We start from the raw sequence: 20,813 nt of genomic DNA on the forward strand, positions 1-20,813 counted from the left end.
AGCCCAGCCTACGGAACGGCCAGCCGCGACATCGCCAGCGACGCGTACAGCGCCGCGCCGTCCGGCAGGACGGAGTCGTCGAACCGCGCCTCCGGCGAGTGGTTGTAGGGGGCGGAGGCCGGGTCGAGGTCCGGCGGGCAGGCGCCCAGGAAGACGAACGCGCCCGGCACCTGCTCCAGCACGTACGAGAAGTCCTCCGAGCCCATCACCGGCTGCGGGGTGACGAAGTAGCGGCCGGGGCCGAACAGCTCGTCGGCCGTCCGCCCGGCGAAACCGGCCTCGCCCGAGTCGTTGACCGTCACCGGGTAGCCCATGCCGAACGACGCCTCCACGGTCAGCCCGTGGGCGGCGGCGATGCCCTCGACCAGCTCGACCAGTCGCCGCTTCACCGCCTTGCGGTTGTCCGGGCTGAACGTCCGGACCGTCGCCTCGAAGTACGCCTCGTCGGGGATCACGTTGTCCGTGGTACCCGCGTGGAACTGGCCCACGGTCACCACCACCGGATCGAACACGTCGAACGTCCTGGTGACCATCGCCTGCAGCGCCGACACCATCTCGCAGCCGGCCTGGATCGGGTCGAGCGCGCGGTGCGGGGAGGAGCCGTGGCCGCCGCGCCCCTTGACCGTGACGGCGAACACGTCGGCCGCCGCCATGATCGGCCCCGGCCGTGAGGCGAACAGGCCGGGCGGCAGCATCGCCGAGACGACGTGCATGCCGTACGCGGCGACGGGCCGGGCGCCCGCCGCGTCGAGCACGCCCTCGCCGATCATGTGCCGGGCGCCCTCGTGCCCTTCCTCGCCCGGCTGGAACATGAAGATCACGTCGCCGGCGAGCCGCTCGCGCCGCGCGCTCAGCAGGTGCGCCGCGCCCGCCAGCATCGCGGTGTGCAGGTCGTGGCCGCAGGCGTGCATCTGACCGTCGATCCGTGAGATGAACGGCAGGTCGTTGCGCTCGGCGACGGGCAGCGCGTCCATGTCGCCGCGCAGCAGGACCGAGGGCGCCTCCGCGCCGCCGCCCGCGCCCCCGCGCAGCACGGCCGTGACCGAGCTGAGCGTCGTCCCCGTCGTGATCTCCAGGGGGAGGCCGTCGAGTGCCTGGAGGACCTTCTCCTGCGTGCGCGGCAGGGTGAGGCCGACCTCGGGCGTCGTGTGCAGCGAGTGGCGCAGCCGGACGAGCTCGTCTCGCATGTCATGGGCGGATTCGGTGAACGACATGGGGACATTGTTCATATACCGGGTACGGAACAGGCAACCCCCGATCGATACGATGGTGCGGTGGCTGAGCGTAAACAGATCGACTACTGGTTGTCCGACATGGACGGCGTTCTGGTGCACGAAGGCAGGCCGGTCCCGGGCGCCGACGAGTTCATCAAGCGGCTGAGCGACTCGGGCAAGCCGTTCAGGGTGCTGACCAACAACTCGATCTACACCCAGCGCGACCTTTCGGTACGGCTCGCCGCCGCTGGCCTCCACGTGCCGCCCTCGTCGATCTGGACCTCCGCGCTGGCCACCGCCGAGTTCCTGGACGACCAGCGGCCCGGCGGCTCCGCCTATGTGATCGGTGAGGCCGGGCTCACCACGGCCCTGCACGACGCCGGCTACGTGCTGACCGACCTCGACCCCGACTACGTGGTGCTGGGCGAGACCCGGACCTACAGCTTCACCCAGATCACCCGGGCGATCCGCCTCATCGAAGGTGGCTCGCGATTCATCGCGACAAATCCGGATCCGGTGGGGCCGTCCACCGAGGGCTCCCTTCCCGCCTGCGGCGCCGTCGCCGCGCTGATCACCAAGGCGACCGGCGTCGAGCCCTACTTCGTCGGCAAGCCCAATCCCCGGATGATGCGCGGCGCCCTCAACAAGATCGAGGGTCACAGCGAGACCACCGCCATGATCGGCGACCGCATGGACACCGACATCGTCTGCGGCATGGAGGCCGGGCTCTACACCATCCTCGTGCTCACCGGCGTCATGCGGCGGCACCAGATCGACCGCTTCCCCTTCCGGCCCTCGCTGGTGGTCGACTCGGTCGCCGATCTCATCGACCTGGTCTGAGCCTGGCCGCCATACCTGACGGCGGCTGACGGGTATGGGTGGCAGGCTGGCCCCATGAACCGCGTCTACCTGGAGTTCGGCCCCAAGAAGGTCTTCGCCTGCTCGCTGGACTGGCCCGGCTGGTGCCGGGTGGCCAAGGGCGAGCAGCCGGCCGTCGACCTGCTCACGGACTACGTGCCGCGCTACCGCGTGATCGCCGAGCGGGCCGGGCTGACCTTCGAGCCGGGCCCGCCGGAGATCGTCGAACGGCTGCCGGGCGGAACGAGCACCGACTTCGGCGCGCCGGAGGCCAGGCCCGAGGCAGACCACGAGCCGCTCGACGCCGAGCGGGCCGGGCGTGACGTGGCCGTGCTGCGGGCCGCGTGGGAGCTGTTCGACGAGGTCGTGGCGGTCTCGCCGGAAGAGCTGCGCAAGGGGCCACGCGGGGGCGGGCGCGATCTGACGAAGATCTATCACCACGTCGTCGACGCCGAGCGCTCCTACGCCCGCAAGGTGGGTGTGCGGCACAAGCCGTACACCTCGCGCCAGGACCGTGACGCGATGCGCGACGAGCTCGCCGAGGTGCTGTCACGCCCCTGGGAGCCGCCCGCGGTCACCGCCTGGCCGCCCCGCTACGCCGTGCGCAAACTCGCCTGGCACGTCATCGACCACCTGTGGGAGATCGAGGACCGCCGGGAGGGATGAGGCCGGGGAGGGCCGTGATGGTGGCCGACAGGTAGTAGGCGACCGGCTCCGGCACGACGTGCCGGGAGGTGATCTCCGAGCGGCGCAGCGGCAGCCGGACCACCTCGTAGTGCCCGCGCGCGGGGTCCTCCAGCTCCGGGCCGTGGCGCAGCGCCGGATCCAGGGTGACCAGGCGGCAGCCGTACACGTGCTGGGTTTTGATCCCGCCCTGCCAGGGGTAACTCACCGTGGTCAGCGGGGTGACGCCGGAGACGGTGGCGCCCAGCTCCTCGAGGAGCTCCCTGTGCAGGGTGTCCTCGAGCGTGGCGTCGTCCGGCTCGACGTGACCGCCCGGCACCGACCAGTAGACCTGGCGGCCGGGCACGGTGCGCCGGAAGATCATCAGGCGTTCGTCATGATCGAGCAGGACACCGCGGACACTCGGTCGCATAGGGGCACTTTATTGGACGGTGGCCGTCCTCGGGTAGCCTAACCTACGGTGCCGTAACCTGAAGGAGAGGATCTTCTATGGCGATGTCTCAGACGGAGCTGCTGCACGAGCTGGAGCCCGTGGTGGCAGGGGAGCTCGACCGTCATCACCAGATGGCCAAGGAGTGGTTCCCGCACGAGTACGTCCCGTGGAGCGAAGGCCGTGACTTCGACGGCTTCTACCAGGGCGAGGCCTGGCAGGAGAGCGACTCCAAGATTCCCGAGGCCGCTCGTGTCTCGCTCATCGTCAATCTCCTGACCGAGGACAATCTGCCCAGCTACCACCATGAGATCGCCACGACGTTCGGCCGCGACGGCGCGTGGGGCACGTGGGTGCACCGCTGGACCGCCGAGGAGGACCGGCACGGCACGGCGATCCGCGACTACCTGACCGTGACGCGCGCGGTCGACCCCGTCGCGCTGGAGCGGGCCCGCATGACCCACATGGAAGCCGGCTACATCACCGACTACGGGACCATGCTCCAGCAGTTGGCCTACGTCTCCTTCCAGGAGCTGGCCACCCGCATCGCGCACCGCAACACCGGCAAGGCCTCGGGCGACGAGGGCTGCGAGCGGCTGCTGGCCCGCATCGCCGCCGACGAGAACCTGCACATGCTCTTCTACCGCAACCTGCTCAAGGCGGCCTTCGAGCTCGACCCCAACCAGACCATGCGGGCCGTGACCGACGTCGTCACCACCTTCCAGATGCCGGGCTCCAGCATCGAGGGCTTCACCCGCAAGGCCATGATCATCGCCCATGAGGGCATCTACGACCTGCGCCTCCACCTCGACGACGTGCTCATGCCCGTGCTGCGGCAGTGGGCCGTCTTCGACAAGACCGGTCTCGACGCCGAGGGTGAGCGGGCCCGCGAGGAGCTGGCCGCGTTCCTGGCCAAGACCGAGACCACGGCCGCCAGGTTCGTCGCGCGCAGGGAGGAGCGAAAGGCGCGCGCCGCCCTGCGCTGACCGGAGGGCGTCGTCGCCGGCGCCCTGATGAACCCGGTCGCCTCTTGACCGGCGGCTGGTCTTGGTCATCCCCGACATCGGGCAGGTTTCCGACATCGGGCACACATCGAGACCCTGCGGGAGTAGAGGGTGCGAATCATTGGAATTGCCGCCAGCCTCCACGCAGGGTCCTTCGTCAACCGGCTGCTCACGGCGGTGGGCCGCGAGCTGCCGCCCGGGGTGCGGTTCGGCTGCTGGCGGCACCTGGCCGAGGTGCCGCCCTACGTTCCCGGGCCGCCGCCCGAGCCGGTGGCGGGGCTGCTCCGGTCGCTGGACGAGGCCGACGGGCTGGTGCTGACCGCGCCCGAGCACAGCCTGCTGCCGGCCGAGCTGACCCACACGCTGGGCTGGCTGTCGGCCTTCGGGGCGCTCGCGGGCAAGCACGCCGCCGTGATGAGCGCCAGCGCGCGGGCCTGCGGCGCCATGTGGGCGCAGGCCGAGCTGTACAAGGAGCTGTCCGCCGCGGGAGCCGTGGTGATGGGCGGTGAGCTGGTGCTCTCGCCCGTCTGCCCGCACTTCGACGAGAAGGGCCGGCTGGTCGCGTGCTACCTCCGAGACCAGGTGCTCGATGTGATCCGCCAGCTCTGCCCGGTGTCCGTCGGCCAGCCGGTCTTCGGGGACTCCGCCCGCAGAGAGCCGGCCTTCTCGGCCTGACTCAGGCGCGGGCCTCGCCGGACGGCTCACGTTCGAGCCGCGTCCGGGTGCGTGCGATGTGGCCGCGCAGCAGCGCCCCGGCCCGGTCGCCGTCGCCCTCCTTCAGTGCCATGTAGATGAGGTAGTGCTCGGCGCGCATCACCTCGTGCTCGTCGTCGCCGGGTCGGACCGTGTCGGCGTACGCCCGGCGTACATGCTGTGTGGCGTTCCAGAAGTCGCTGACGATCCGCCGCAGCCGGGGCGGGGCCCCCTGGTAGCAGGCGAGGTGGAACTCGCGGTCGAGCTGGAGGACCGTCTCGGGGTTGTCCCAGCCGGCCTCGATGTCGGTGTGCAGGTCGCGGAGCCGCCGGAGCTGTGCCTCGTCGAGTCGGGGCGCGCTGAGCTCGATCGCGAGCGGTTCGAGCCGTTCGCGCATGAGGTAGATCTCGCTGACCTCGGTGATGTCGAGTTTCGCGACCCGGGCGAAGCTGTTGGGCGTCAGGTGCACCAGGCCCTCGCTCTCCAGCTGCCGGAGCGCCTCGCGTACGGGGATGCGGCTCACGTCGAGCACGCCGGCGATCTGCTCCTGCGGGATGCGCTCGCCGGGAGCGAGCAGTCCGCTGACGATCGCCTCCCGGATCGCCCGCGTGACGAAGTGGCTCAGCGACTCGCCCGCCTGACGCCGTGTCCGCCACTCCTGCGCGTCGGATGCCATCGCGCTCCGTTCTCTCCGCAGCCCGGCCACCTTGGATAATTGGATCCTACATTCGCTCACCAAGGGCTGGCTCGACCGCCGTCGGCGACCTCTCCCGTAACGAAGGGTGCCAGAAACCACGGCGGTGCGGCGATAGACGGACAGTCCCCTCCGCAGGGGGATAGCGGGAGTTGTATCCAATAACGTCAAAACGGCCGGTTGACGGGCCTCGTTGGGGATGAATAGGATCCCATTATACGATTACCGAGGTCTATCAGGAATGGTCCGGCTCCGCCGCCACGGCGTGACCGGGACCTTCGGCCAGGACTCCCCGGAATGACCCACCCCTTGTCGCGCTGGTCAGCGACGTGGAGACGACCACGGCGGGTCGTTCGACGCCCCCGCCCTGGGCCGCATGCGTTTCCATCCTGCGTATACGGAGGTAAGGCGAGATGTCAGATATTTTGATCATTGGTGGCGGATTCGCCGGGGTGTGGAGCGCTCTGGCCGCCGCCCGGTTACGCGATGAGCACGGTGCCGACCTGACGATCACCATGGTCACCCCGGGCGACGATCTCGTCATCCGCCCCCGCCTGTACGAAGCCGACCCGGCGGCGCTGCGGGTGCCGCTGGAACGGATCCTGCACCCTGTGGGGGTCAACCGGCTGCCCGGGATCGCCACGGCCATCGACGGCGAACACCGGTCGGTCGCCGTCACGCACGGCGACGGGCGCACGGAGCGGCTGGGCTACCGCCGCCTCATCCTGGCCAGCGGAAGCGCCCTGCGCCGGCCGGACCTGCCCGGCGGCGAGCATCTGTTCGACGTCGACACCCTTGCCCGCGCGGTCGCCCTCGACAGCCATCTGCGCGCGCTGCCGGCCCGGCCCGAGGGATCCGGCCGGTTCACCGCCGTGGTCGTCGGGGCCGGCTTCACCGGCCTGGAGGTGGCGACCGAGCTGGTGGGGCGGCTCCGCGCGCTCGCCGGACCGGCCGCCCACGAGGTCCGTGTCGTGCTGGTGGAGCGAGCGGCCATGCTCGGGCCGGAGCTCGGCCCGGGGCCGCGTCCCGTCATCAGCGCCGCGCTGGAGGAACTCGGCATCGAGGTCCGTCTCGACTCGAGCGTCGCGTCGCTCGACGCCACCCACGTCCACCTCACCGACGGGACGGAGCTCTCCGCGCACACCGCCGTGTGGACGGCCGGCATGGCGGCGAGCGCTCTCACCCGGCACATCCCGGGCAGCCATGACGGCCTGGGCAGGTTGCGCGTCGATCGGCACCTGCGGGTGCCGGAGTCACCGGAGGTTTTCGCCGCCGGAGACACCGCGGCCGCGATGGCGGACTCCGACCATCCGACCCTGCAGAGCTGCCAGTACGCGATTCCGCTCGGCAGGTACGCCGGCCACAACGCCGCGGCCGACCTGCTCGGGCGTCCCTCCCTGGCGTTCGCGCCCCAGCCCTACGTGACCTGTCTCGACCTGGGGGCGGCCGGCGCCATCCTCACCACCGGATGGGAACGCTCGGTCAAGCTCACCGGCGACCGCGCCAAGGACCTCAAACGCACCATCGTGGAAGAACGCATCTACCCGCCGCTGGACGACGTCACCGAGCTCCTGAACGCCGGTGACCCGAAGCGCCTCTGGACGTGACCTGCGCGGCCCCACTCGCCTGAGGCGCCCGCGGTGTGGATCAGGGGTCGCGGCGCAGGCGCTTCAGGTCGGCGCGGTGCTTCTTGGCGACGATGCGGCGCTCGACGGCGCCCCGGCTCGGCTTGGTGGGGCGCCGGCGCTTCGGGGGCGGGGCGATCGCCTCGCGCAGACGCTGGGCCAGCCGCTGCTCGGCGGCCTCCCGGTTGCGCAGCTGGGAGCGGTGCTCCGAGGCGGCGATCGTGATGACCGGCGCGCCCAGGCGCTCGATCGCGCGGGCCTTCAGGGCCGGCGACAGGGCGGTGCTGGCCGCCACGTCGAAGGTGAGCTCCACCCGGCTGTCGGTGGTGTTGACGCCCTGCCCGCCCGGACCGGACGAGCGCGAGAAACGCCAGACGAGCTCGGCGTCGGGAACGACGACCGAGTCGTTGACGATCAGCGGCCCGGGCATGGTGGCGTGCTCCTGTCGTGGAAGGCGCGTGATGTGAGTTTCACCGTATCTGGCGGACATATGTGACAGGCAACAGCATTTCCATTGCCCATCATCGCTGCGACTATGGAATCCAACATCCCGCACGGAGGGCGGATTCCATGCAGGAGGTCACCCCCGGGCAGGTGGGGCTCACGGTCGGGCTGGCCATGGTCTCCGCCATCGGATTCCTGCTGCTGCGCTGCCAGGGCAAGGGGCGGCCGTTCGGGCCCGCCGGCCGGCGGCTGGCGGTGGCGATCGTCATGCTGACAGGGCTGGTGTCCGCTTCGGTCGCGCTGGTGGGCGGCATCGTGCTCGACCAGTATCTGTCCACCCTGCTGGGCGCGGTGGCGCCGAGCGGCCTGTGGTTCAGCCAGGTCCGGGCCGGCGAGCCCGAGCGCCGTACGGTGGGCAAGGAGATGGCGACGTTCTGGCTGGTGTCGCTGCTCGCCCGGCTGGACCAGGCGATGGCCGAGGACCAGCGGGTCTGGTGCGAGAGACGGGTGGACGACTCGTGGAGCGTCTACGAGCTGAGCCTGGCCGCCATCCGCTACCACGAGCGCATCTGCGACCGGCTCGCGCCTGAGCAGCGTCGCAGGGAACGGGTGCACGCCCGGCTGGAGGCGATCGAGCGCAGGCTGGACGTGGCGGCGCTGATCGAGGACGGCGCCTCGCGCTCCAAGGTGGTCACCGCCCTCGGCGGGTCGCGGCACACGAAGCTGGCCAGGTACGAGCGCTATCTCCACGATCTGACCCGGTTGCACGGGATCCTGCGGCACGACGCCGAGAACGATCTGCTGCGGTTGCTCGCCTCGGCCTACCGGGCCGGCCATCGGTCGCTGCCCAGGTACGTGCCGCCGTCACGGTCGCGTACGGTCATCGAGCCGGTCAGTCCGCACCCGTGAGCCGCGCACCGGAGCCGAGGTCGGCGGAGTCCTCGGCGTCGCTCAGGGTGAGGTCGAGCCGCGCGCCGAGCGCGGCGACCACGGCGCCGAGCGTGCGGAGCGTGAGGTTCTCGTCGCCGGACAGGATCTGGCTCACGCGGCCGGGCGAGACGCCCATCGACATGGCCAGGTCGGCGCGGGTTATCTTGTGCTCGCGCATATACCAGGTGATCTCGTCGACGACGTCCTGGGCGAGGCCGCCCGGACCCGCCCCCTCGTCCCGCGTGCTCCGGCGGAAGGCCATCTCGGCTCGCTCTCAGCCTCGGTTGCTCAGATGCCTTTACTTTAGCTCTGCCTAAACCTTTAGGCAAGCCTAAAGGTGGCTCGAATGGTTGACGGCCGAACGCGGGCGGCGTATGCCAATATCGCCTGGACAATCCGGGGTGAGTGGGGAGGCGCTGTGGCGGGCATCGTCGGCGTGCACGGGATCGGCAAGTACAAGTACTACCTCGACGCCGGCGGTTCGGTGACCGGGGCGGCGGAGGCCATGCGCCTGAAGTGGGACCGCTACCTGGGGGTGGCGCTCGGCGGAGAGCCCCGCCCCCGCTTCAGCGAGGTCGCCTACTTCGCCCATCACCTGCACGACCGCAAGCCGGACGAGGGGCCGCGGGCGCTCGCCGCCATGGACGCCCCCGCCCACAAGGTCCTCGTCGAGTGGGCCGGGCAGCTCGGGGTGGGCGAGCACGTCACCGGGGCGCTCAAGACGTTCGCGGGATGGCTGCTGACCAGGCTCGACAGCCGGTCGGCGGCGTTCGCCACGCTGTTCGCGCCGGAGGTGGCGGCCTACCTCACCGACCCGGTGAAGCGCGAGAGATCGCGCCAGACCGTCGCGGCGGTCATCCGGAAAAATCAGCCTAAGGTGGTGGTCGCCCATTCCCTGGGCAGTGTCGTGACCTACGAGGCGCTCTGGGCCAACCCCGACCTGCGGATCGACCTGCTGCTCACCCTCGGCAGCCCGCTGGGCATGCGCAACGTCGTCTTCGAGCGGCTGCTGCCCGCCCCGATCAACGGCCGCGGCGGACGCCCCGCCGGGGTCAGGCGCTGGGTGAACATCGCCGACAAGGACGACATCGCGGCCATCCCGCCCGATCTGTGCGACAGCTTCACCGGCGTCGACCTCACCGAGCTGGTCAACCTGGACTGGATCGACTTCCACACCGTGGAGAAGTATCTGGCCTGCCCCGCGATCCCGCCGCATCTGCGACCCTACCTGGCATGACATGGTTCATTTTCGACTACGGCAGCGTCCTTTCCCTGCCCCAGTCCGACCGTGACGCCGAGGCGATGGCCAGGGCCGTCGACGTCGACCCCGCGGCGTTCAGCCGCGGCTACTGGGAGCACCGGCTGGAGTTCGACCGCGGCTCGCTGACACCCGCCGGCTACTGGTCGGCGGTGCTCGGCAGGCCCGTCTCCCACGGCGAGCTGGCCCGCCTGGTCGCGATGGACGTGGCCAGCTGGGCCTACCCCGACGAGGGCAGCGTCGCCCTGCTCGGCGAGCTGCTGGCCGGAGGAGGCGACGTGGCGCTGCTGTCCAACGCGCCCGTCTGCCTCGCCGACGGCCTGGACGAGCTGCCGTGGATCGCCGCCATCGAGCGGCGCTTCTACAGCGGCCGGATGGGCCTGGTGAAACCGGACCGGGAGATCTTCGACGAGGTGGCCCGCGAGCTCGACACCGATCCCGCCGACGTCGTGTTCATCGACGACCGCCCCGAGAACATCGAGGGCGCCCGGCTGGCGGGCATGACCGGCGTCCACTACACCTCGGCGGCGGCCCTGCGCGAGGCACTGGCCGTCTGAGCAACCAGGCGCGGCGGCCCGCCGTCCCGTGACGTGGCCCGCCGGGCCTGCGGCTACCTCGTCGAACGGGTGGGCGTCGGCTCGGGCAGGTGCTGGGCGACCTGGTGACCAACGCCCTCACCCACACGCCGCCGCCCCGGACACTCCCGATCCGGACGGCGCGCCCGTCCGGCCCGGAGTGCACCTCGACCGCCTACTCGAACCTGGGCTGAACTCCATGGGAACGTGCCAGGATAGGCGGGTGGACATCGACCTCGCTGATCTAGATTTCTGGCGCAAACCACTTAAAGAGCGACACGAGGCGTTCGCCCGGCTCAGACAGCTGGAACATCCGGTGTTCTTCCCGGAGAAGAAGGTGCCGCTCCTGCGCTCGGGCAAGGGCTTCTACGCCCTGGTACGCCATGCCGACGTGGTCGAGGCCAGCCGCAACGCCAAGGTGTTCTCCAGCGAGCCGGCCGTCACCAACCCCGAACCTCCGGGCTGGATCAAGCAGGTGTTCGGCGAGTCGATGGTCAACATGGACGACCCGCGCCACGCCAGGCTGCGCCGCATCGTCACCCGCTCGTTCAGCCCCCGCATGCTGGCCGGTCTGCAGAGCGACATCGAGACCGCGTGCGCCCAGATCGTCGACGACGTCGTGAACGACGGGCCGCGCGACTTCGTGGACCAGGTCGCGGCCCGGCTCCCGATCCACGTCATCTGCGACATGCTGGCCATCCCCGACGAGCTGCGCGCCAAGGTCCACCAGCACGTCGACATCTCCACCGCCTACACCGGCGTGCGGCCGAGCCTCGCCCGCAGCGTCCAGATGGCCGGCCAGAACATGCTGGCCCTGCTCGCCCTCCAGCGCATGGTCATCAAGCTCGGCCACGAACGCGTCACCGACCCCCAGGGCGACCTGATCTCGCTCCTGGTCACCGCCAACCCCGACGGCGAGAAGCTCACCGACAAGGAGCTCGGCTCGTTCTTCGCGCTGCTGCTGGTGGCGGGCAACGAGACCGCGCGCAACACGATGGCCCACGGCATCAAGCTGCTCACCGACAACCCCGCGCAGCGCGAGCTGCTGACGAGCGACTTCGACGCGCACATCAACAACACCATCGAGGAGATGGTCCGCTACGTCTCGCCCATCATGCAGTTTCGCCGTACGGTGACGCAGGACCACTCCCTGCGCGGCCTGGAGCTGAAGAAGGGCGACAAGGTGGTGCTCTTCTACGGCTCGGCCAACCGCGACGAGAGCGTCTTCCCCGACGCCGACAGCTTCGACATCACCCGCGACACCAAGCCCCACGTCGGCTTCGGCGGCCCGGGCCCCCACTTCTGCCTGGGCGCAAACCTGGCCAGGCAGGAGATGCGCACGATGTTCCGTGAGCTGCTCACCCGGCTGCCCGGCATCCGCTCGGTCGGTGAGCCCGAGCTGCTGCTGTCCAACTTCGACAACAGCGTCCGCAGCCAGGCGTTCACCTTCTGACCACGACCTGACCACGACCTGACCACGACGCGTCCGCGACCTGAAGGCCACGCGTGACCTGTTCGCCACGCGACCTGACTCCTACGTGTCGGCGACGCGCGGCCGGTCAGGCAGGTCCTGCGGGGCGAGGACGTTGGCCCGGATCGTGAAGAACGTGATCGCCGCGGAGACGAGCATCATGGCCGCGCTGATCAGCATCGCGGCCTTGAACCCCGCGTCGAACACCTGCGGCTGCCTGAACGCGTCACCCACCAGGCCGACCAGTGGCGGCACGGCGGCCACCGCGAGCAGGCTGCCGGTGCGCGCCACCGCGTTGTTGACGCCGCTCGCCGTGCCCGCGTAGCGCTCGTCGGCGCTGGCCAGGACGGTGGCGGTCAGCGGCGCCACCGCCGCCGCCAGGCCCAGGCCGAACACGGTCACCGCGGGCATGACCAGAAGCAGGTAGGACGCGCCGGGGCCGATCGTGCTCATCCACAGGAAGCCGACCCCCGCCGTCAGGATGCCGGCCGTCATCGGCCAGCGCGGCCCGTGCCGCTTGGCCACCTCGCCGGCCCGAGGTGACAGCAGCAGCATCAGCACGGTCGCCGGCAGCAGCGCCGCCCCGGCCGCGACCGGCGAGAACCCCGACACCACCTGCAGCTGCACGACCAGCAGGAAGAACACCACGCCCATCGCGGCGTACATGATCAGCGTGACGATGTTCACGGCCGTGAAGACCCGGTCGCGGAAGATCCCGACGGGCACCAGCGCGTCGGGCGACCGCCGTCTCTCGACCGCCACGAACGCCGCCCCCAGGAGCACGCCGGCGACCAGGGGCACCGGCGCGCCCCCCTCGATCAGCCCGTAGGTGATCCCCGCCAGCGCCAGCGCGGCCAGCACCGACCCGAGCACGTCGAAACGGCCGACGGCCTGCTCGTCGCGGCTCTCCGGCACGTGCCGCACCGTGACCAGCACCACGAGCAGCGCGAACGGCAGGTTGATCAGGAACGCCCAGCGCCAGCCCGCCGTCTGCACCAGCCAGCCGCCGAGCAGCGGGCCCACGGCGCTGGCCACCCCGCCCAGCCCGGACCAGACGCCGACCGCCCGCGGCCGGTCACCCCGGACGAACGACGCCTGGATGATCGCCAGCGAGCCCGGCGTCAGCAGCGCGCCGCCGATCCCCTGCAACGCGCGGGCGGCGATGAGGAACTCGATGTTCGGCGACAGCGCGCACAGCGCGGAGGCCAGAGCGAACCAGACCGTGCCGATGACGAACACCCTGCGCCTGCCGTAGCGGTCGCCGAGCGAGCCGCCCAGCAGGATCAGCCCGGCGAGCGTGAGCGTGTAGGAGTTGATCGTCCACTGCAGCCCGGCCATGCCGCCGCCGAGCTCCTCGCCCAGGAACGGCAGGGCGACGTTGACCACCGTGCCGTCGAGCATGGCCATGCCGGAACCGAGCACCGTGGCGGCCAGGATCCACCGCCCCCGCGCCGACCTGAGCTCGACCTGCCCGTTGCGCATGGGCCCCATCCTGTCACCGTCCTACGACAGGAACGGGCCCGCCTTCGCCCGGCCGCCGCGCTCAGGAGACGTTGCCGAGGGCCCTGAGCACGAAGCCCGACACCAGCTCGTCGGCCTTCTCGACGGAGACCGTGCCGTTGATCAGGGGCAGCCGCTCGGCGCCGATCACCGCGAAGATCATGCGGGCTGTGGCCGCCACCTCGGCCACCTGGAAGTCACCCGATGCCACGCCACCCTCCAGGATCTCCACCAGGATGCGGTGCATGGGCGCGACGTGCTCGGCCAGCCGCTGGTAGGCGTCGGGGCCGAGGGCCGCGCTCAGGTCGGCCGCCCCCGGATGCGGGTGCGCCACCAGGCCCGCGAGCTGCAACCGCACGAACGCGCGCAGCCGGTCGGCGGGAGAGGCGCCGGCGGGCAGCTCCCGCTCGTAGCTCTCGATGAAGTAGTGGGTGACCCGCTCGGTGAAGGCGAGCAGCAGGGCCGCCTTGTCCGGATAGTAGTTGTAGAGGACGGTCCGGGTGATGCCGGCCTCGCTGGCCACGTCGGTCATCGAGATGGAGTCGATCCCCTGCGCCCTCGACAGGCGCGAGACCGCCAGCAGGATGCGGTCGCGCGTCTGGGCGCGATGCTCGCCGATCGTGGCGGCCGAGATGCGGGGCATAGGCCCATGGTAGGCCGGAGGGCCGGGCCGCGGCCGTCGATCCGCCTCCGGCCGCGACCGCCTGTCCCGCCAGGGAGCCACGCCGCTCGGCTGAGGAGTCGTTCTCGTGGTTCACCTGCGATGCCCCGTCAGGTCATCGCTCCGGATCCACAGGGGAGGCATCATCAGCGACACAACCATTTGTGGCGATTAGTTCGATTTTGGGTGACTCGTCCGTAATTCAGGACCTCGACAGCATCGCGAAGTGCAAGTACTTGCATTTCGGTATATCGTGCGCTCTGATATCTTTTGCCCCGGCGTGAACTGGGGCTCCGAGCGCCAGGTGTGGGAGGACCTAGTGGGGTGGCGAACCGCCAGAAGGGAGCCGACCGCGTGGTCACGGACAGGTTGACGGCGAATCGCCGCCAACTCGGCGCGATGTTACGAAGACTGCGAGAGGAGGGCGGCAAGACCCTCGAAGACGCCGCGGCGCACCTAGAGTGTTCGCCGGCCAAGGTGAGCAGAATCGAGACGGGGCAAGTGGCGGTCCGCCCGATCGACGTTCGCGAAATGCTCTCGTTGTATGAGGTGTCCAGTGCGCGCAGCGCGGCACTGCTCGCGCTGGTCCGGCAGAGCCGCGAAAAGAAAGGGTGGTGGAAAGCGTACGCGGAGGTCATCGCCGAAGGCTACGAGTTCTTCATCAGTCTCGAAGACGAAGCCTCGGTCATATGCGACTATCAACCGTTCTTGGTGCCAGGACTGCTGCAGACGGAGTCGTACATGAGCGCGGTCATGGAGGCGTATAAGGTGCCTCCTGCGCTGGCTGCGCAGAGAATCGCACTGCGTGAACAGCGTCAATCGATCTTAGCCGGTGACGCGCCGCCACAGCTGCGGGTCGTCATCGAAGAGCAGGTGCTTCAGAGGCCGGTCGGCGATAGCTGGGTGATGCGAGAGCAGCTCCGGCGACTGCTTGAGATGGGCACGCGGCCCGGTATCTCCATTCAGGTGATTTCCGTCGACGTGGGCCTTCATCCGGCCGAGGGGCGGGCATTTGTCATGCTCGGCTTTCCTGACCCGAGTGAACCGAAAATCGTCTATCTCGAGCATCTCAATGAGTCACACCTGCTCGACGACGTGGACAGAACCGCCGACTACGAGCGAGTCTTCAGCAGTCTCCAGTCGATGGCCTTGTCGCTCAAGGAGTCCGCTTCCTTGATTGAGAGGATGTCCGCCGGCTAATGATCAACACGGAGATTGTCGAGAAAGGTCGCCCACTCGGCAGGGGTGAAGATCAGTACTGGGTGTTCCGGATGCCTCGATGACCGCATCGCGATGGTGTCGTCGTCCAGCATCGCTACTTCAACGCATGCCCCAGTGGCGCCACAGTGGCTGCTCCTGTGCCACATGCCCGCTGAGAGCTCAGACTCTTTCACCCTTACACCGCCCTCGCCGCGACTCACGAAGGTTTCGAGTCACCTGTTCACCGGCTGTCGTCGACCGCACTTAAAAGCCTACAACTATCAGGAGTCGACGTCTCGGTTCTGACCGGCCGCAGTTGACCTTAAGTACGAAGCTGTAACCTGATCCGCTAAGCCGTGACGAAGAAGAGATTCTGTGAAGGTCCTGCGCTCCGAGGTCGGGCTGCACGGTGATGATACCGAAGTGCGGCCATTCGTCGGGAGACGCGCACCTTTCCCCCGTCCGGCGGAATCAATGATCCGCACCCTAACCGGGTGCCATGGAGTTCAAAAGAGAACGTGATCAATGAGCATCAAGAAGTTTTCGCTGCAGGAGAAGCGCGACCTGCCGCCGGTGGCGCTGGACCAGAGTGCGCTCATGGAGATGGGCAAAGCGGTTTCCGGCGTTGCCAACCTCGACTGCCGAGTGCGTGACGCTCGTGGCGACTGGTTCAGGCTGACCTCGCATGAGGACTTCATAAATCTGGACCAAACAGCAAGCCGGGAACTAAAGCACGTCATCATGTGCGCTGTCCGCCAGGACGGTACGCGGCCGTTGTCGGTTGAGCTCTGCGGCGAACGTGCCCAACTCCGCTACAACAAGGACTCGGGAGAAGTTCTTCAGGCCGCAGAGGAAATCCTCGGCATCAGCCGATCACGCGCGCGGAAATGGACCAGGTTCGCGCTTGAGCGTTCCGTGGTCGGACACGTTTTCGTGGTGCTGATCGCCGCCGCCGCCAGCCTGCTCATCTCGGCGATTGTGGGTGCCAAACTCAGCTGGTGGCTCCTGCCCGCGACCGTGGTCGCCACCATGGTCCTGGTGCCTGCCTGCAAGTTCATTCTGCGCCGTGTCGTCTGCCACGCCTACATCTACAACGGGCCAGATCAAGAACGGCCCGGCTTCTTCCGGCGAAACAAGGACGCCCTTGGGGTGACCCTCATGGGGGCGGTGGCAGTCACCGCCCTCGCCCTTCTGGCGAGATTGCTATGACCCGGGTCCCGTCGAGGGGCGGTTGACCGCGCGTTCCGCCACGTGACACCTCTCGTGGCGCTCGGCGTCGAAGCCGGTCGCTCTCCCAGCAGGGAGCCAGTCCGGTCGCGACTGGCTCGTTAGGCGACGTTTCAGGCGGCGGCGTTGAGGACGTGCCGGAGCTCGGTCAGCACTTCGGTGTTGAGCTGGTAGGCGAGCTTGACCTCGCGGATGATCCGCTGCCGCTCCTGCTCGTCGAGCTCCAGCGCGTCGAGCCGGGCGCGGTACTCGTTCTTGAACCGGGGCAGGCTGCCGATCTCGTCGAACACGTAGAAGTCGACGCCGCCGTCGCCCTTCTGGTAGCCGTAGATCTTCTGCAGCTCCATCCGGATGAACTGGCCGCCCGACAGGTCGCCCATGTAGCGGGTGTAGTGATGCGCGATGTAGCCGCCCGGCCAGTCGGCGACCTGGTGAATCCGCGCGACCAGGGTCTGGGTGGCCTTGGACGGCGTGATCCGGTCACGCCAGCCCTCGCCGTAGATCGTGATCAGGTCTCGCACCAGGGCCGGCTCACGGTAGAGCTCGGGGAAGACGAAAGGCCCGGCCACCGGATGATCGGCCAGTGTCCGGGAGACGCCGTCGAGCGCCACATAGGCGAAATAGTGCTGAGCGACCAGCTCGCCGTACTCGTGCGCGCTCAACCGGCCGCCCATCAGCTCCGTCAGGTAGCTCTCGCCCTCGGCCGATTCGTGGTCGCTCCAGGTGGCGTGCTTCAAGGCTTCGGAGAACGGCGTCACACTTCACCCCAGGGCGTTCGGTAGTTTTATGACACAGTGTCACAAAGCTTCGCCGACGACGTCAAGCCGATGACGACACTACGTCATTAAACTCTTCCCCAGCATCACGGCGGTCACACGAGGACCGGCGACGCGGGTGGCATGAGCGGATGTGGGGGCCGGGCGCGCGCCGGCCCGCGAGGCGCCGGGACCGGCGAGCCAGGTCAAGCGGGGGTCACCTGGCTGGAGCGGCCGAGGGCGATCAGGGTGAGGTTGCGTAATGAGGCTGTGCCGACGGCGAAGTAGTCGCTGTGCCCGATGGCCCCGGTCTCGAAGATCCTCGTGTTCTGGCTCAGGGGATCGCCGTCGAAGCCGAGCGGCCCGGCCTTCAATCCGGCCACCCATCTGATCCAGTCGTTCGCCCCCAGCCCCGCCCACAACCTGACGGGAGACTGCTCGGCCTCCGTCGCCTCGACCGGCGCCGTCCTAGACCTGTCCCGCTCCGTCTCCGTGCCGTCGGCCTGCACCCTCGCGCTCGGCGTCGGCTCGGGCATGGTCGTCGCCGGTACGGTCGCCGGGAGCGGCCCGATGCCCGGGCTGCCGAACACCGCCAGGTCGGCGACCGGCAGCCCGGGGACGGCCTTGGCGCAGACCACCGACCCGTAGCTGTGGCACAGTAACGCGATCGGCGCGGCCGTCCGGGTGCGCAGGTCGTGGACGGTGCGCCGGAGCGCCGTGGCCCCCTGGCCGGCCGCCGCGTCGGTGACGGCGCCCAGGCTCCACGTCGGCGGCGCGTCGTAGCCCAGCCAGGCGACCACGGCCAGGCGGTCGCCGGGGGCCACCCGGGCGGCTTCCGCCAGCACCGCCCGCGCCGCGCCGCCCGGCCGCTTGGTGTCCTCCTCGAACGTCTCCACCGTGGTGTCGGCGCCGGGCACGATGATCGCCACCCGCTCGGCCGTGGCCAGATCTCCGTACACCCTCACCAGACGCCCGCTCTGCTGCCCGGGCAGCGCCAGGACCGCGCCGAACACCAGCAGACCCGCTGCCGCCACGTGTCGAAACATGTGCTCGAAGGTACGAAGAGCGGCCGTGCGCCCACATCACCGCAGGGGTTGAACCTCGCCGTAGTACCGGAGGGGGACACGGGGCGATGCGGCCCGTTCAGGGACCGGTCACCAGGCCGCCCGGATCTCTGGCGGGGACCCCAAGAGCTTCGGATCAGGAGATCCGTGGTGGATCAAGGAGGTGACCCGTCCGTCGTCGAGCCTGCTCAGCGGATCGAAGTTCCCCGCCAGCAGCAGATGGCGCCCGGTACCGTCGTAGCGGATCAGGTCCCACCGGGGTATGACGTCGCCGTCGCGGCCCCTGCTCAACCAGGTGCGGATCTTGCGCCCGTCCGTGACGGAGTACTCGTCGATGGCGTAGCGGTGGGGTCGCCGGCCGTCGGACAGCCGGGTGTGGCCGATCAACATGCTGCGTCCGTCCGGGCTGATCGCCGAAGTGGTGGCCTCCTCTCCCGGGGCCACGACCCGGCTGATCGCGAGCGTGACGCCGGGGGCGGTCGTGTCCAGGACCCGAGCCTCGGAGCTGACCACCAGGCCGAGCAGGCGGCGATCGGCCGCCCAGGAAAGGCTCTTGATCTGTCCAGCGGTGTTCGTCGTCCAGGTTCGTGTCGTTCCCGTGGGCAGATCGACGACCGTGAGCTGGGCGCCGGGGCAGAAGCGCACTGTTCTCCCTTGACCGCACACCGTGCCGTCGAGGCTGTACGCCAGCCGAGTTCCGTCACCGGTGACGGAGAGGGAACTCGCCGTCGTACCGGTCACCTGGGGGATCACGTCGCGAACCAACTCGGCCGGTCGCCCCCGTTCGTCGACCCGCGCCCGGTAGAACCGCGTGCTGCTCACCTGTGTCTCGCGGGACGTCACGCTCTGGGCGATGTAGAACGTCTCACCGTCGCCGGCGCCCGCGAGCAGATATCCACCGGGCTCCCGGAAGCTCCCCTCAGGGGCCGGGGGCAGCCCGACCCGGCTCGCGACCTTCCCCGTGCGGGCCTCGCGGACCGTCACGCCGTCGCCGTCGGCGACCAGCAGGAAACGCGGGCCGGTGAGGGAGTACGCCGCGGGCCCGGCCGGAGTCGTCGCCCCGATCACCATGGCGGTGACCGTGCCGATGACCACGACGACAAGGGCGGCCGCCAGCGGAACCGCCAGGGCGAACCGGCGCGTGAGGAAGCCGGGTTTCGCTCGCACCGCCTCTTCGGCGGGGCGCAAGGTCTCCGGGCCGACCTGCTCGGCGGCGGCGCTGAAGGCGTCACGGAGCTGGTCTTCGAGCCATGGCCTCATCGGTTTCCCTCCAGTTCGACGGTGAGTGCCTTCAGGGCTCGGAAGACGGTCGACTTCACCGTTCCACGGCTGATTCCCATGGTCTCGGCGATCTCCGCCTCGGACAGGTCGAGGTAGTAACGCAACACGACGGCCTCTCGCTGGCGGCGGGGTAAGCCGCGCACCGCCTTGAACACCTCACGGCGCGTCTCTCCGAGCAGCGTGGCCGCCTCAGCCGACCAGAACGGCGTCTGCCGGTCGCCGGTGATCCTTCCCATGATGGATCGCCGCCGGTGAACCATGCGGCATCCGTTCACCACACTCGCCCGCAGGTAGGGCAGTACCCGATCATGGTCGGTCAACGAGCCCCATCGCCGATGGAGCGCCGCGAAGGCGTCCTGGACGACGTCCTCGGCTGTCTCCTGATCGCCCACCAGCAGGAACGCCAACCGGACCAGGCCCAGCCGCTGAGTCAGGAACAGCTCGGCCAGGACGTCCTCGGCCGTGGCCTCGGCAGGCGGCCCCTCGTGTGGCGGCGGCGCCGATCGCTCCACCGCTCGTTGCATCGCGAATCGCGTATCTCTTCCATGCATACTTCGCTGTCCAGGTTGCTTCCTGAGGCGGCATCCGCCGCGCCTCCGGCACGCAGGGGGCGAACTCGCTGTTGAGCCGCGGAGGACGCTCCAGGCCCACGGCGATGTTGACCTCCTCGAACCGGTCGGCGACCGTACGGCCTGCCCGTCGATCGCGCACTTTCCGGACGGTGTCCCGCGTCGCGCCGAAAATATCGCATCAGACCGTAATGGCATCGAGGGGACATGGCGGGATGCGGAATGGAGTGTGATCAATGAGGTATGTGCGCCGGAATTGATCTGAGCTTGATTCACGAGTACGCGAGCGAGGCGGACTTGATGTTATGTACTCTTCCGTCAGGCGGGCCCAACATGCCCTCTGAGCTGAACGTGAACGAGATTCTCTTTCATGTTCGGCTGTTATTCGGGAAACACCCGACCTGGAGGAGGAGTGGATCTAAGATCCATTTCTCGTGGGTCTCTCGAGTTCCTTAAAGGGAAAGCGGGAGGCCCGTTATGCGTATTACGGCAACTCGTGCGTTCGTGGGACGAGGGGGGCGACGGCATCCTGTTGCAGCAGGAGTCGTCCCCCTCGTCCCGTTGACGCCCCGTCAGGCACAACAAAGGCGACTCGACATGACTCAACACCAATTCCCCATGTTCGTCACCCCGAATGAGGCAGGTGTCATCCCAATCGTTGTCGGCTACTCAGCGT

The 20,813-nt window shown here is 69.1% G+C and carries 24 protein-coding genes; 12 read left to right on the plus strand and 12 right to left on the minus strand.

Translation table 11 applies throughout. The features are described 5' to 3' along the window. Window positions 1-8: 8 nt before the first annotated feature. Window positions 9-1,214, minus strand: a complete 1,206-nt coding sequence (locus IEY82_RS18225; RefSeq protein WP_189125340.1) for a M20 metallopeptidase family protein — start codon at window positions 1,212-1,214, stop codon at window positions 9-11. Window positions 1,215-1,274: 60 nt separating this feature from the next. Here IEY82_RS18225 and IEY82_RS18230 point away from each other — a divergent pair, with 60 nt between their 5' ends. Both IEY82_RS18230 and IEY82_RS18235 read left to right on the plus strand, forming a co-directional pair. Continuing rightward, window positions 1,275-2,054 carry an HAD-IIA family hydrolase gene (locus IEY82_RS18230; RefSeq protein ID WP_189125341.1) on the plus strand — a complete coding sequence of 260 codons (780 nt, stop codon included), beginning with the start codon at window positions 1,275-1,277 and terminating at the stop codon, window positions 2,052-2,054. Window positions 2,055-2,108: 54 nt separating this feature from the next. Continuing rightward, entirely contained in the window at window positions 2,109-2,738 is a 630-nt protein-coding gene (locus IEY82_RS18235; protein WP_189125342.1) for a DinB family protein, read from the plus strand. On the opposite strand, the gene IEY82_RS18240 is transcribed toward IEY82_RS18235, so the two are convergent. Further along, window positions 2,695-3,168, minus strand: coding sequence for an NUDIX domain-containing protein (locus tag IEY82_RS18240; protein WP_189125343.1), 474 nt, complete (start codon window positions 3,166-3,168; stop codon window positions 2,695-2,697). The genes IEY82_RS18235 and IEY82_RS18240 overlap by 44 nt on opposite strands. A 77-nt stretch (window positions 3,169-3,245) precedes the next feature. On the opposite strand from IEY82_RS18240, the gene IEY82_RS18245 reads away from it, so the two are divergent. Beyond that, on the plus strand, window positions 3,246-4,172 hold the full coding sequence (locus IEY82_RS18245) for an acyl-ACP desaturase (RefSeq protein ID WP_189125344.1): 927 nt from the start codon (window positions 3,246-3,248) through the stop codon (window positions 4,170-4,172). A gap of 129 nt (window positions 4,173-4,301) precedes the next feature. Next, window positions 4,302-4,865 (plus strand): NADPH-dependent FMN reductase, encoded by a 564-nt coding sequence (locus IEY82_RS18250; RefSeq protein ID WP_189125345.1) that lies wholly within the window; start codon window positions 4,302-4,304, stop codon window positions 4,863-4,865. Window position 4,866: 1 nt separating this feature from the next. On the opposite strand, the gene IEY82_RS18255 is transcribed toward IEY82_RS18250, so the two are convergent. Further along, window positions 4,867-5,559: a GntR family transcriptional regulator gene (locus tag IEY82_RS18255; RefSeq protein ID WP_189125346.1), complete on the minus strand. Its 693-nt coding sequence runs from the start codon at window positions 5,557-5,559 to the stop codon at window positions 4,867-4,869. 431 nt (window positions 5,560-5,990) lie between these two features. Between IEY82_RS18255 and IEY82_RS18260 the strand changes: the two genes are divergently transcribed. Further along, window positions 5,991-7,184: an NAD(P)/FAD-dependent oxidoreductase gene (locus tag IEY82_RS18260; protein ID WP_189125347.1), complete on the plus strand. Its 1,194-nt coding sequence runs from the start codon at window positions 5,991-5,993 to the stop codon at window positions 7,182-7,184. A gap of 40 nt (window positions 7,185-7,224) precedes the next feature. On the opposite strand, the gene arfB is transcribed toward IEY82_RS18260, so the two are convergent. Next, window positions 7,225-7,632: an alternative ribosome rescue aminoacyl-tRNA hydrolase ArfB gene (gene arfB / locus IEY82_RS18265; protein WP_189125348.1), complete on the minus strand. Its 408-nt coding sequence runs from the start codon at window positions 7,630-7,632 to the stop codon at window positions 7,225-7,227. A gap of 140 nt (window positions 7,633-7,772) precedes the next feature. Between arfB and IEY82_RS18270 the strand changes: the two genes are divergently transcribed. Next, a complete protein-coding gene (locus IEY82_RS18270; protein ID WP_189125349.1) occupies window positions 7,773-8,555 on the plus strand; it encodes a hypothetical protein in 783 nt (260 codons plus the stop codon). Here IEY82_RS18270 and IEY82_RS18275 read toward each other — a convergent pair. Beyond that, entirely contained in the window at window positions 8,539-8,838 is a 300-nt protein-coding gene (locus IEY82_RS18275) for a helix-turn-helix domain-containing protein (protein WP_189125350.1), read from the minus strand. The two genes, IEY82_RS18270 and IEY82_RS18275, sit on opposite strands and share 17 nt — an antisense overlap. A 156-nt stretch (window positions 8,839-8,994) precedes the next feature. On the opposite strand from IEY82_RS18275, the gene IEY82_RS18280 reads away from it, so the two are divergent. From IEY82_RS18280 to IEY82_RS18290, 4 genes are all read left to right on the plus strand, one after another. Then, a complete protein-coding gene (locus IEY82_RS18280; RefSeq protein ID WP_189125351.1) occupies window positions 8,995-9,813 on the plus strand; it encodes a hypothetical protein in 819 nt (272 codons plus the stop codon). Then, a complete protein-coding gene (locus IEY82_RS18285; protein ID WP_189125352.1) occupies window positions 9,810-10,391 on the plus strand; it encodes an HAD family hydrolase in 582 nt (193 codons plus the stop codon). The genes IEY82_RS18280 and IEY82_RS18285 overlap by 4 nt, the downstream gene beginning before the upstream one ends. A gap of 89 nt (window positions 10,392-10,480) precedes the next feature. Next, on the plus strand, window positions 10,481-10,603 hold the full coding sequence (locus tag IEY82_RS39915) for a hypothetical protein (protein ID WP_263647999.1): 123 nt from the start codon (window positions 10,481-10,483) through the stop codon (window positions 10,601-10,603). Between the two features lie 29 nt (window positions 10,604-10,632). After that, window positions 10,633-11,862 (plus strand): cytochrome P450, encoded by a 1,230-nt coding sequence (locus IEY82_RS18290; protein WP_225262947.1) that lies wholly within the window; start codon window positions 10,633-10,635, stop codon window positions 11,860-11,862. Between the two features lie 81 nt (window positions 11,863-11,943). On the opposite strand, the gene IEY82_RS18295 is transcribed toward IEY82_RS18290, so the two are convergent. Together IEY82_RS18295 and IEY82_RS18300 are read right to left on the minus strand one after the other, a co-directional pair. Further along, window positions 11,944-13,362 (minus strand): MFS transporter, encoded by a 1,419-nt coding sequence (locus IEY82_RS18295; RefSeq protein ID WP_225262949.1) that lies wholly within the window; start codon window positions 13,360-13,362, stop codon window positions 11,944-11,946. 61 nt (window positions 13,363-13,423) lie between these two features. After that, a complete protein-coding gene (locus IEY82_RS18300; RefSeq protein WP_189125355.1) occupies window positions 13,424-14,023 on the minus strand; it encodes a TetR/AcrR family transcriptional regulator in 600 nt (199 codons plus the stop codon). 342 nt (window positions 14,024-14,365) lie between these two features. On the opposite strand from IEY82_RS18300, the gene IEY82_RS18305 reads away from it, so the two are divergent. Further along, entirely contained in the window at window positions 14,366-15,241 is an 876-nt protein-coding gene (locus IEY82_RS18305; protein ID WP_189125356.1) for a helix-turn-helix domain-containing protein, read from the plus strand. On the opposite strand, the gene IEY82_RS18310 is transcribed toward IEY82_RS18305, so the two are convergent. Continuing rightward, window positions 15,238-15,408: a DUF397 domain-containing protein gene (locus IEY82_RS18310; RefSeq protein ID WP_189125463.1), complete on the minus strand. Its 171-nt coding sequence runs from the start codon at window positions 15,406-15,408 to the stop codon at window positions 15,238-15,240. The two genes, IEY82_RS18305 and IEY82_RS18310, sit on opposite strands and share 4 nt — an antisense overlap. 358 nt (window positions 15,409-15,766) lie before the next feature. On the opposite strand from IEY82_RS18310, the gene IEY82_RS18315 reads away from it, so the two are divergent. Beyond that, the gene (locus IEY82_RS18315; RefSeq protein WP_189125357.1) at window positions 15,767-16,450 is read left to right on the plus strand and encodes a hypothetical protein; all 684 of its coding nucleotides are present in this window, start codon (window positions 15,767-15,769) and stop codon (window positions 16,448-16,450) included. 131 nt (window positions 16,451-16,581) lie between these two features. Here IEY82_RS18315 and IEY82_RS18320 read toward each other — a convergent pair whose 3' ends face one another. The 4 genes from IEY82_RS18320 to IEY82_RS18335 form a co-directional block, all read right to left on the minus strand. Further along, complete coding sequence (locus tag IEY82_RS18320) at window positions 16,582-17,226, minus strand: biliverdin-producing heme oxygenase (protein ID WP_189125358.1); 645 nt, start codon at window positions 17,224-17,226, stop codon at window positions 16,582-16,584. Between the two features lie 203 nt (window positions 17,227-17,429). Then, entirely contained in the window at window positions 17,430-18,269 is an 840-nt protein-coding gene (locus IEY82_RS18325) for an alpha/beta hydrolase (RefSeq protein ID WP_189125359.1), read from the minus strand. 108 nt (window positions 18,270-18,377) lie between these two features. Continuing rightward, the gene (locus IEY82_RS18330) at window positions 18,378-19,547 is read right to left on the minus strand and encodes a hypothetical protein (protein ID WP_189125360.1); all 1,170 of its coding nucleotides are present in this window, start codon (window positions 19,545-19,547) and stop codon (window positions 18,378-18,380) included. Continuing rightward, on the minus strand, window positions 19,544-20,092 hold the full coding sequence (locus tag IEY82_RS18335; RefSeq protein ID WP_189125361.1) for a SigE family RNA polymerase sigma factor: 549 nt from the start codon (window positions 20,090-20,092) through the stop codon (window positions 19,544-19,546). Before IEY82_RS18335 ends, IEY82_RS18330 begins: the two co-directional genes overlap by 4 nt. Between the last annotated feature and the right edge of the window lie 721 nt (window positions 20,093-20,813).

This window comes from Nonomuraea cavernae, from assembly GCF_014646355.1.
GTDB classification, from domain to species: domain Bacteria; phylum Actinomycetota; class Actinomycetes; order Streptosporangiales; family Streptosporangiaceae; genus Nonomuraea; species Nonomuraea cavernae.